Raw genomic sequence first — 12,589 nt, forward strand, 5'->3', positions numbered from 1 at the left:
ATGAACTTTTGTCAGAATCGTGCAAAGTTTGGCCTAATCGCGTAAAGACGGGCTTTTTCCTTGCAGATATAATCTAAATAAACAAAGCTCAGGGAGAGGTTCAAATGAAAAAAATGATCAGCCTGATCGTTGGCATTCTCTTGCTTAGCAGCTTGCCTTTTTACTTGCACGTCTCGCATAAAACGACGGACCCCAGTCCTAAGGAAGGTCAGAGGCTGGACGTCCATAAGTTGGAAAGCATTGTGAATTTGGCCAGCTCGGGAGATAAGCCAGGCGTGAATGATGTCAAGGCTCCTTCTTTTACACTGAAAGCGTTGGATGGTTCTTACCATACGATTGGAGGCAAACGCGATAAACCGGTTGTCATCCATTTTTGGGCCAGTTGGTGCGAAGCTTGCTCGGTTGAAGTGGCGACTCTGAGGAAGTTGTACGGCCAGTATAAGAATCAGGTTGATTTCCTGGGCATTAACGTGTCGACCGAAGAAAAACCGGAAAACATCGAAAAGTTCGTCAAACAGAACAACCTCACCTATCCGATCCTGTTGGATGAGCATAAACATGCCGCTGATCTGTATCAGCTTCACGCGCTGCCTACGGTTTTTCTTATCGACAAAGATGGCTTCGTGCTGGATACGTTTCATATGGTAGATCCGCTTGAATTGGAAGAGAAAATCAGACATCTAGCTGAGTCTTCATGAATCTCTGCAATTGTTCAGAAAGGAGGAGAGCGGTAGAAAACGTGCGTTATGTTGGAACAAGTAAGCCATCTAATTTTAAAGAGAAGAGGTGTCTGAATTGAAGGGAAAAACGGCCATTGTCCAATTGCTCATTCTTGCCTTATATATGACCATTATTGCGCCCTATCCGGTCCAAGCGGCAGAAACGGTGAAGATCCCCAGTTATTTCTCCGATCATTTCGATAAAATAAAGATTAACGATACATGGAATGCCATTGAAGGCCCATGGTCCATACAATCCGGCAAACTTACCGTTGCCAAAGGACAAGGCTATAAGGCGATCTCTAATAAGGATGATTTCAAAGACTTCACGATAGAGTCAGAAATCCGTCTGGCAGATCGCAATGGAGATGCAGGGTTGTTATTCAGAACGGTAAGCGCGACGCCGGGGGCTGATAATGTACGAGGTTACTATGCCGGACTAAGCGCTGCTGGAACTGGAGCCGTCATCCTTGGACGGATGAATAACAATTGGACGGAACTGAAACGGGCATCGGTTACGATCAACCCAAATACAGACTATCGGTTGAAAGTTTCTGCTGTAGGCAGTCAAATTAACGTGTATCTCAATGATGCATTAGTTTTAGAGCAAACGGATAGTACCTATACTGTGGGCAATGTTGGGGTTAGAATGTACAATTCTCTCCCTTCGTACGACAATATCGTGGTGAAATCCGTGGGGGGCGACACGTTGTTATCGGATAACTTTGATACGCCGGCCGACCAAGTGATTGACCAGTGGCAAGTGGTGGATGGAAGCTGGAAGCTGCAAGCCGGAGCCATAACGGTGAATAAAGGCGATGGGTACAAAATAATTGCCCGTGACGCTGAGTTTCAGGATATGACACTGGAAAGCGACATTAAGCTGCCGAGTGACACAGGCACAGGAGATGCAGGCTTGTTGTTCAAAACGCAAAGCGCCTCGCCTGGGGCGGACAATGTGAAAGGCTATTACGCCGGTTTAAGCGGTGACGGCAAGGTAACCCTTGGACGTATGAACAATAACTGGACGCCTCTCAAAACAGTAAAAGCGTTTGACAACACGGATCCCAATCGCTTTTACCATATGAAGGTCGTTACTTATCAGAATGAGATTAAAGTATATGTCAACGATTCTCACTCCCCGGTCCTCGTCTACACGGACGATAGCCCGCAGAAGTATACGAAAGGCGGAATCGGATTAAGAAGTTACCGTGCGCAAGCAAGCTATGATAATGTGGTCGCAAGCGAATATGTCGTACCGGACAAAACTTACGCTGTGCCTGTAGCGAACAAAGCGCCGCTTGTGCAAACGCCGTTTATCCCGTTGCCGCTGGGTTCTGTTGAAGCTAAGGGCTGGCTGCTTAAACAGTTGGAACTTCAGCGCGATGGAGCTACCGGATATGCAGAGGATTTGTACGGAGAGCTCAGCACGAACGCAGCTTGGCTCGGGGGCACGGCTCCAGACTCCGATTGGGAGCGCCCTGTCTATTATTTGAAGGGCTTAGTCCCGCTAGCCTACACGCTGAAAGACAAAGATTTAATTGCCAAATCGCAGAAATGGATAGAAGCGATTCTGGCTAGCCAGCAAGCTGATGGCTCTTTTGGTCCCAAGAGCAGCGATGATTGGTGGCCTCGCATGGTTGCGCTCTATGTCATGAAGGACTACTACGAAGCGACGAATGATGCGCGTGTACTCCCCTTTATGACGAATTATTTCCATTATCAAGCTGCTCAATTGCCAGCCAGGCCCTTGAGAGATTGGGGCAAAATCCGAGTTGGCGATAACATCGATACAGTGCTCTGGCTGTATAACCGGACAGACGACGCGTTTCTGCTGCAATTAGCGGATACACTTGCCAAACAGGGATACCCTATCACCGATACGTTTGCGAAGGATGGGTTTCAGAATTTCGGCAATGACTTCCAGCCAACTCATTCGGTGAATGTGAATGAAGCCATTAAAATGCCAGCTGTCTATTATCAAAGATCGCATAACAATGAAGACCGCGATGCGTTCCAGGCTGGAGTAGCCAATTTGACCAAACACTCGCAGATTACGGGCATGCCCTCGGGCACAGAGATGTTGGCCGGCATTGGGTCTACACAAGGCGTAGAGCTCTGCGCGATTACTGAACGCATGCAAAGCAATGAAGAAGCTGCCATGATTCTCGGAGATCCCCATATTGGCGACGCGCTCGAGAAAATTGCTTTCAATTCCTTGCCTGGTGCGATGAGTAAGGATTTGAAGCTGCATCAATATTATTCGCTGCCGAATCAGGTAGAGAGCAATCTAGCCGATCATAGCTTCAAACAGAACTATGATAATGGGATGATGCCTTCGCCTACATCCGGATTTCCTTGCTGTCGTTTCAATATGCACATGGGCTGGCCGTATTTTGTGAAAAATATGTGGGCGGCAACACCGGATGGAGGTCTGGGTGTCATTGCCTATGGGCCAAGTCGCGTGTCTGTTCAAATAAAGTCAGCGAATGTATCTGTGGAAGAAACGACGAATTACCCATTTGAAGATCAAATCGGGTTTGAAGTCCAAACTTCAGCATCTGTAAGTTTTCCGCTCAAACTTAGAATTCCTGCATGGACGCAGCAGCCTACGATTACCGTGAATGGCCAAGTTCAGTCTGCTGTGAAAGCTGGGGAATATGTAACGATCGACAGGACGTGGGCTGCAGGGGATAAAGTCGTTCTGACGGTGCCGATGAAGCTGAAAACATCGACATGGGTCAACAACTCTGTTGGCATCGAACGTGGGCCGCTGGTGTTCTCGCTTCAAGTGGAAGAGAATTGGCAGGTCCAGTCCAATCCAATTGCAGCAGTACCAGGATTCAATGCTGGAGCGCTTGGCTTCAGCCAGTATCGTGTGCTGTCTAAGACGCCATGGAATTACGGACTATTGATTGATCGCGAGCACCCCGAGAAGTCGATTGAGGTCATACAGGGGCCGATGCCGGAGAATCCATTCCTTCAAGCGACGAGTCCTGTTAAGCTGGTTGCCAAAGCGAAGAAAATTCCATCATGGGGCAAATCGCCCAATAATGTAGAAGCATCGGAGCCGCCGATCGGCCCGCTGCTCTCGACGGAACCGACAGAGAACATTACCTTGGTTCCTTTCGGAGCGGAAAACCTGCGAGTCAGCTATTTCCCCGAAGTGACAGAACAGGCAGATTCTGTTGCATCTATTAAATATGAGGCTGAACAAGCCGAGCTGTTCAAAGCGAAAGTGAATACGAACAACAATTATGCTTCTGGCAAAAGCTATGTCGGTGAAATCGACTACCCGGATAGCTATGTGAAATTCAGTGATGTGAAAGTTCCAACTGCGGGTACATATGTTGTTGATGTTTGGTTTGCCAATGGCAGTGATTTTACGGCAGCGACAGGTAAAATTGTCGTAAATGGCAGTGAACAATTACTGAAGCTGCAAGGAACTCAAAATTGGGGAAGATTTATGGCTATCCCAACGAAAGTTCAACTGAGCGCAGGCTCCAACACGCTCACCTTCATGAAGGGAACAGGATTCTACGAGCTGGACTATATCGTAGTCAGACCGCTGCAGGCAGCGCCAAATCCACAAACCCCTGCCTCTGCCGCATTAACAGGGCCTTCTGCTGTTCATGCGAATGAGTCATTTAGCCTTAACTTAGGATTCTCCGGCGTTACGCAAAGTGTGTACGCTCAGGATTTAACGATTACTTACGATCCTAGTCAAGTAGAGTACGCAGGTGTGGAGGAGTTGAAAGAAGGCTCCAAGATCATAGATCAAGCGCAAGCTCCTGGTCAAATTCGTTACATTATGGTCAACTTGGGAGCAGGCAATATCAATGATGACTTGCTGAAGCTAAAGTGGAAAGTGAAGTCAGTCACACAGGCCAGCGCCACAAACATCAGATTGACGAAAGTTATTGTAGCTGATGGAGCCGGGGTGGAGACACAGCTCGAAGATGTTGTGCACAGCTTGCAAATCGCAGTTGGCATTGATAAAACTGTCCTGAATGCTTTGATCGTTCAGGCACAAGATAAGCATAACAACGCTGCTGAAGGCACAAGCCCAGGTCAATACCCTGTAGGCTCCAAGGCTGGTCTTTGGTCAGCCATTGGCCAAGCGAGAGTGGTGGCAGACAATGTCTCAGCGACACAAGACGAAGTGGAGCAAGCTCATCTTGCATTGCGTGATGCGTTAAACCGCTTCTTGAATTCGGTCATATCGAGCGCGCCAGGGGATACCAATGGAGACGGGAAGTTCTCCATCGCAGATTTAGGTATTGTAGCTGCAGCATACGGGAAGTCTTCTTTGGATGCAGATTGGGAATTGTTCAAAAAAGCGGATTTGAATCAAGATAATAAAGTAGACATTGTAGACTTGGCCATTATGGCGCAAAAAATTCTGCAATAAGTGTAAGCTGGGAGACGTTTTGGACTGGATCACGATGCCGCGATCTGTCCAAAACGTCTATTGAAGAAAACAGCTTGCTGCCTAGAAATTAGGAAAGGGGAGGGTGCAGTTTGAAAGGAATATTTGCTTTTCGTCAAAAAAGGATTCGCCAAGTCTGGGCTTATATGCTGCTTATTTGTATGGCAGTTTCTTATTTTCCAGTTGCTTCCGTTTCAGTGGAGGCGGCAGCGGGAGAGCCCCTGCCTGTATTTAGAGAGGATTTCAATGATGGCAATGCGGATGGCTGGACAACCTATGGGTCTTCGGATGCAGGGAACAGGGGGACTTGGGCGGTTAATGCCGCCAAGCAGTATAGAGCGACTGGCGCACCTGGCTCGAAAGCCATTTTCCAGAATACAAGCTTTGCAGACTTGATTTATGAAGCGGATCTGCAAGTTGCTGGAATCAATGATGATCATTCTGGACTTCTGTTTCGGGTTACTGCGCCAACGCCTAATGTTGCCGACGGATATAATGGCTATTTCGCTGCTCTGCGTGTAGACAAAACCATTACACTGTCAAGAGTAACGGGTGCAGGCGGCAATGAATATAAGGAACTTCAGAGAGTATCTTACCCTTATGCAAGCGGTCATATGAAAGTCGTGGCAGTAGGCAATCACATTCAGGTGTATGTCGAGGATATGACTGTACCCAAGATTGATTTTACCGATAACGATGGCAAACAGATCACCTCTCCCGGTGCTGTTGGTCTTAGAACTTGGTGGGGGACAACGAACTTCGATAATCTCGAAGCTCGGGCCTATTCGCCGTCGGCGACTGCGGCACCTATGTTCAGCACACCTGACGGTGTCTATAACAGCGAGCAGCATATTGCACTCACTTCTGCGACAGATGGAGCCAGCATTCGGTATACGCTGGACGGCGCAACACCGAATGCTTCTTCTCCCGTCTATACGTCGCCGATCGTGCTATCGTCCGATACGATTATCAAAGCATATGCGGAAAAAGCGGGTGAAATGGTCTCTAGCGTGGCAACATCCTCCTATATCATCGCGGAGAGTGAACAAGTATTCACGGACGACTTTAACGATGGCAATGCCGAGGGCTGGGTGACTTATCAGGGTTTGACCGTTGGAGCTCCGACGGTTTGGTCAGTGACGTATTCGGTCTATCAATATGTTGCTGCGAATCCCAGAGGCGCTAAGTCCGTCATTGATGCCGTTTATCAAAATTTCGTTTTTGAGGTTGATGTGAACCCGCAAGATGCTATAGCGAATAACAGCGGAGTGATCTTTCGAGTAACAGACCCCGCTGATGGCATAGATAAAGTAAATGCGTACTACGCCGGTATTAACGCTGCTGGAAAGCTTCAAGTGGGGAAGATGAGCACTGCGGGTGCTGCCGGCACTTGGACGGAAATAGCTTCAATCGTTGTAAGCGGTGTCAATTCGAACTCACTTAATCACTTGAAAGTGATCGCCATCGGGACACATTATGTGATTTATGTGAATGACAAGCTTGCCTTCGACTTTACAGACACCACATATACAACAGGTTCCGTTGGGCTGCGTGCTTGGAATGATGATAAAACAGTTGCTTTTGACAATGTATCCTTGAAGCGGTTAACGCCTATTGTGCTGCCAGCAGCAGCTCCGGTCATTAATCCTTCCTCGGGAACATTCCCCGATAGGCAAATTGTCACCATAACGAGTTCAACAGCGGGAGCTGATATTCACTTTACGACGGATGGAAGCATGCCTACGGCGGCATCGCCCGTCTACAGCGGTCCCATTACGCTGACGGCAACGACTACGGTGAGAGCTTATGCAGCGCGAAGCGGTATGATGGATTCAGCTGTTCAAAGCGCAACGTTCACCTTGGTCAGCCATCAATTCTCGGATGATTTTAACGATGACAACGCCAATGGCTGGACGACTTATCAAGGCATTTGGAACGTAACGGACAAAGCGTACCAAGTGACGAATAAAGGGGCAGGCTTCAAATCGGTTGCCGATGGCACGTTGTTCAGCAACTTTGAATACGAAGCAGACATTATGATGAAAGACGGCGTGAACAGCGATAATGCAGGCTTAATCTTCCGCGTTACGAATCCTAGCAATGGCGGAGACAACCTGAAGGGTTATTATGCAGGAATAACCTCAAACGGACGCGTGCAATTGGGGAAATTCAACAACAACTGGAAAGAGCTGGCCTCCATTCTATACCCGATTCAGCAAAATAAAGCCTATCACATGAAGGTGACGGCGGTAGGCAGCCATATCGACATTTATATCGATGGCGAGCATATTGTTAGCGCTGTAGATACAAGCTATTCGACTGGAGCTATTGGTGTCAGAGCCCACTTTGTTGCTACTAGCTACGACAATATTTTTGTTAAAGATCTAGGTGCCGTTCCGCTTCCGACCTATGACTGGTCTTGGGTGAAAGGCGCGGTATTCGTACCGACGAATGTCGTGAATCAGATTCAGCAATGGGACGAATATGATCATGCCATCAACGATCGCGAATTAGGTTATGCGCAAATGTACGGCATCAATTTGGTACGGGTATTCGTGCACAATTTGTTGTGGAAAGACAATAGTGCCAAGCTGCTGGCCAATCTCGAAGATTTCCTCACACTTGCCGACAAATACGGCATTAAGGTCGAGCTTGCATTGTTCGACGATTGCTGGGACGACTATCCTGTCATGGGCCCGCAATTAGCCCCAAGATACGGCGCGCATAACAGCCGCTGGGTGGAAGGTCCCGGTGATGCAGTCAAGTCCGACTATGCGGCCAACAAACAAGAGTTGAAAGCGTATGTGCAAGGGATTGTGCGCGCACACAAGGATGATCCAAGAATTGCTTTCTGGAACATTTATAATGAACCAAGCAATGGCGAAAGCGGACTTATGGATCAAATGACGAAGCAGATTATGAACGATGCGCGGATCTGGGTCAAAGAGATCGATACGACGCATCCGGTTTCCTCGACGGGCGGCCAATTCAGCGGAGAATCGACGTCGGATTTCATCACTTGGCACCCTTATGAGTCCGACTATCCGACACCCTACGGGATCAGCAAGGAAATTCTTGCGGATGAAACGATGAACAGACTCACGCAATCCGTTCCTGGCATCGTGGAACACTATGGGAAGCAAGGCATTGGATTCGTCATGTGGGAATTCGGCATTGGCCGGGATAACACGCGTTTCCCTTGGGGGTCGGATACGAATCCGTTGACTTCGGAGCCGGCAGTCCCTTTCCATGGCATCACCTATCCGGATGGTCACCCATGGGATGTGAACGATGTGAAGGCACTTACTGGCGCTGCCTTCGACACGCTGCCCGTGTTTAACGTGCATTATTTTAAGGATGATAATTTTACGAGTCTGGTCAAATCTTCTATTACACCCAAGGTGGACTTTGATCTTGGCGATGAGAAAGGGACCGGATCTCCGGACCCAACCGTAAGCATTGGCGAAGACCATTTCTCCACACGTTGGGTGGGCACGGTGCAGCCTGTGAACACGGGCACACATACGATTTATGTAGATAGCGATAACATCGCGAGAGTGTGGATTGGCGATTCATTGGTTGTTGACAAAACAAGCAGCACCCGAGAAGAAAAAAGCGCAACAATCGTATTAACGGCCGGACAACAGTACGCGGTTAAAATCGAGTATGTGCATGCCGCCGGCGATGCAAGCTTGCATGTCAAATGGTCACATGCCAATTTAGCCAAACAAGCCTTAACGCCTGTTTATGCTGGGAAAAGTGTGCAGTCTGTTTCGTTGGACGCGGCTGCGCTGAGCGTTAAAGTCAATGAAACAAAAAAACTGACAGCGACGATCACGCCTGCGGATGCTTCGAGCCAGCTATTAACGTGGAGCTCCAGCCATCCCGGTACGGCGACTGTTGACCGCAATGGTTACGTCAAAGGGGTGAACAAAGGGACAGCAGTCATCACAGTCACGGCGGCAGGGGGAGTGACGGCCAAGGCGACAGTAACAGTGAAAGACAGCGGCACCTTCATGAACCCGATCGTGCCTGTCTCCAGCGGGGCCGGTTCGGCAGATCCGAGCGTTGTTTTCAAGGATGGCTACTATTATTATGTAAAGTCTGAGAATGACAGTTCTATCCAAGTGGCGAAAGCTAAGAGGCTTCAGGATATTGGGACTGCGCCTCGCATAACGGTGTATACCCCACCTGCCCTGCAAATGTATTCCAAGGAATTATGGGCACCTGAAATTCAGTATTTGAATGGCAAATGGTACATCTATTTCGCAGCAGATGACGGCAACAATAATAATCACAGAATGTATGTCATCGAAAGCAATTCGCAGGACGCGCAAGGTACGTATACGATGAAAGGAAAGATTGCGGATGCCACAGATAAATGGGCAATTGACGGCACGGTCTTAACGAAAAGCGACAATTCCATGTACTTCGTATGGTCGGGGTGGGATGGCGATGCCAATGTGAGGCAGAACATTTATATTGCTCCGATGAGCAATCCATGGACAATCAGCGGACCTAGAGCGCTGCTCTCCACGCCTGATCAAGCTTGGGAGCTGCATGGCACGCCGAACATTAACGAAGGCCCCGAAATTTTGAGCAAAGATGGCAAGATCTTCATCGTCTATTCGGCAAGCGGCAGCTGGAGCGATGATTACACGCTAGGTATGTTGACTAATACGGACGGCAATGTGCTGAGTCCTGCTTCTTGGACGAAATCAGGTCCGGTTTTGAGCAAAGCAGCGAGCGCATTTGGTCCGGGACATAACTCTTTCACCAAGTCTCCGGATGGTACAGAAGATTGGATCGTGTATCATGCTGATCTTAAATCTGGCGGAGGCTGGGGGAATCGCAGCGTTCGAGCGCAGAAGTTCACTTGGAATGCGGATGGAACGCTTAACTTTGGCGCACCGGTCGCATACGGCGCATCTGTGCAAGAGCCAGCTGGCACACCATCGATCTCGATATACAGCTATGAAGCAGAGGATGCTGAGCTGGGCGGTACCGCGAGAATAAACAACTCGGACGATGCGTCTGGCGGCAAGGTAGTCGGTCACATCGACACGGCTGGAACTGACTATATCGTGTTCCATGTTAACGTGGAAGAAGCGGGCACCTACGCGATGACGCTCATGGCCGCTAACGGAACTGGCGGCACTGCCATAGCGCAGCACGATGTTTCCGTGAACAATGGACCTAATCAAGTCATCGACTACAAACAATTCGGATGGGGTCGTTATAACCCGTCTTCGATTACGATTGCGTTGAATTCAGGCTTGAACACGATTAAGCTGACCAAAAAGACGAATTATGCTGAGCTCGACAGGCTCATTCTTGAGCTTCTGGTGCCTTCGAACCCGAATGGACACCAAGCTGCCCTGCTAGCGGCCATTGCTTCTGCACAAACGAAGCACGACGAGGCTGTTGAGGAAGAGCGACATGGTTACTATATGGCGGGGGCAAAAGCGGCGCTGCAGGCAGCCATTGATCAAGCGGCAATTGTTGCTGGCAATAACGCTGCAACGGAGGAACAATTGGTTGCTGCCAAGCAATTGCTGGCTGAAGCAATCACGGCTTTTGAGGCGAAGAAGATCAATGCCAGCCTCCGTGCAGGCGGAGTTGCTGTTAGTGTTGGAGATTTAGCCATTGTCGCGGCTTCTTATGGTAAAAAGCAAGGCGATGCCGATTGGGATGCGCAAGCGATTAAGGCGGATCTGAATAAAGATAACCAAGTCGATATCTCGGATCTTGTTATCGTTGCCAAAGCCATTATGGAGTAAGGATAGGGGCTGACTTAGAGGCATATGCATCGAATGCGCCACATTTAGAGGCATGTGCAGCGAATGCACCCACCATGTTGGCGATATCCGTTGTCCGTGGCTCACCGATTCAGGAGAAACCTGCAAATGTGCAGGCTTTTCAAGCAAAATCGTGTGAAAACATCAGAAAGCCTTGGAGATAATGCAGGCTTTCTGAGCGTTTCCTTCCTTGAAACGAATAAAGGTCTCAAAAGGATGCATATTCGCAGGCATCTCACCATTTTGCTTATTTTCAAGAAGAAAAGGATGCATAATCGCAGGCTTTTCACCAGTTCAGAGATTGTGCCTGTAGAACTTCTACCCCGGCGGAGATAGTGATAGGAAAAGCTGGCTGCGCTGATCTGCGCAGCCAGTTCTACGAGAGGCTCATGCAATTGCGCATGGGCCTCTTCGATTTATTTGACACTTTCCTCCAGTATGACGGAATAAAGCAAAAAATGACTTTTGTGTGTAAAGACCTTCCTTAGCTAACCTATTACACTAAAGATGTAAATAATTATCTGGAGGAGGAACACAAATGGTACAAAGAAAAAAAATCATGGGGGCACTTGTTACAGCAACCGTACTGATGTCTCTGGTCGCAGGCTGCGGAGCCAAAACAGCGGAGCCGACAACAGCTTCTACAGCTCCGCAAGCAACGAAAGCAGCGGATGCGCCTGCCAAAGCAGGAGACGGCAAGGTGGTCGTCGGCTTCTCTCAAATCGGAGCAGAAAGCGGATGGCGCGGTGCGGAAACCCAATCCATTCAAGACACAGCGAAAGCAGATCCAACTATCGATTTGAAATTCTCGGATGCGCAGCAGAAACAAGAGAATCAAATCAAAGCGATTCGCTCATTTATCGCGCAGAAGGTGGATGTGATCGCGATGGCTCCTGTCGTGGAAACAGGCTGGGAGGCCGTTCTCAAAGAAGCGAAAGATGCTAAGATTCCCGTCATCCTCGTTGACCGTGGGGTCGACAAGAAAAACGAAGACCTGTACACAAGCTTCATCGGTTCCGATTTTATTGTAGAAGGCCAAAATGCGGCCAAGGCAATGGCTGAGCATCTTGGAGATAAAGGAAATATCGTTGAGCTGGAAGGAACGGTTGGCGCGAGCGCGGCAACGGATCGCAAAAAAGGTTTTGACGATGAAATGAAAAATCATCCGAACATCAAAATTGTGAAGTCGCAAAGCGGTGATTTCAACCGTGCAACCGGCAAGCAAGTGATGGAAGCGATTTTGAAATCGCCAGAGGGCAAAGATATTCAAGGCGTGTACGCGCATAATGACGATATGGCGCTGGGCGCCATTCAGGCAATTGAAGAAGCCGGCAAAAAACCAGGCTCTGACGTGAAAATCGTCTCGATCGATGGGATCAAAGAAGCTTTCGAAGCTGTTAAAGCCGGGAAGCTCAATACTGTTGTTGAATGCAATCCGCTGCTTGGGCCGCAATTGTTCCAAGCCGCTAAAGACTTGAAAGCTGGCAAGCAGCTTCCGAAATGGATCAAATCCAATGAAGACGTCTTTACGGGTCAAAAGGCCATTGACGCTCTGCCTAACCGCAAATACTAAAATAAATAGAAAAAACGAAATCAAGAGTCGTTCCTGAGCTCTTGATTTCGTTTCATAACAGATAAGGAGT

General features: G+C 48.7%; 4 protein-coding genes. All 4 read left to right on the forward strand.

The window, feature by feature from the left end:
- Nucleotides 1–104 precede the first annotated feature (104 nt).
- The 4 genes from BC351_RS11780 to BC351_RS11800 all read left to right on the forward strand — a co-directional run bounded on the left by BC351_RS11780 (nt 105) and on the right by BC351_RS11800 (nt 12,519).
- The gene (locus BC351_RS11780; RefSeq protein WP_079412111.1) at nt 105–698 is read left to right on the forward strand and encodes a TlpA family protein disulfide reductase; all 594 of its coding nucleotides are present in this window, start codon (nt 105–107) and stop codon (nt 696–698) included.
- Between the two features lie 97 nt (nt 699–795).
- Nucleotides 796–5,130 (forward strand): 3-keto-alpha-glucoside-1,2-lyase-like domain-containing protein, encoded by a 4,335-nt coding sequence (locus tag BC351_RS11785; RefSeq protein WP_079412113.1) that lies wholly within the window; start codon nt 796–798, stop codon nt 5,128–5,130.
- 110 nt (nt 5,131–5,240) lie between these two features.
- Entirely contained in the window at nt 5,241–10,928 is a 5,688-nt protein-coding gene (locus BC351_RS11790; RefSeq protein ID WP_079412115.1) for a family 43 glycosylhydrolase, read from the forward strand.
- 556 nt (nt 10,929–11,484) lie between these two features.
- Nucleotides 11,485–12,519: an ABC transporter substrate-binding protein gene (locus tag BC351_RS11800; protein ID WP_079412119.1), complete on the forward strand. Its 1,035-nt coding sequence runs from the start codon at nt 11,485–11,487 to the stop codon at nt 12,517–12,519.
- Nucleotides 12,520–12,589: the final 70 nt, after the last annotated feature.

The organism is Paenibacillus ferrarius (assembly GCF_002027705.1).
GTDB lineage: Bacteria > Bacillota > Bacilli > Paenibacillales > NBRC-103111 > Paenibacillus_E > Paenibacillus_E ferrarius.

Coding starts and splice junctions, on each gene's coding strand:
- BC351_RS11780 (WP_079412111.1), top strand. CDS start 105: ATGAAAAAAATGATCAGCCTGATCGTTGGCATTCTCTTGCTTAGCAGC.
- BC351_RS11800 (WP_079412119.1), top strand. CDS start 11,485: ATGGTACAAAGAAAAAAAATCATGGGGGCACTTGTTACAGCAACCGTA.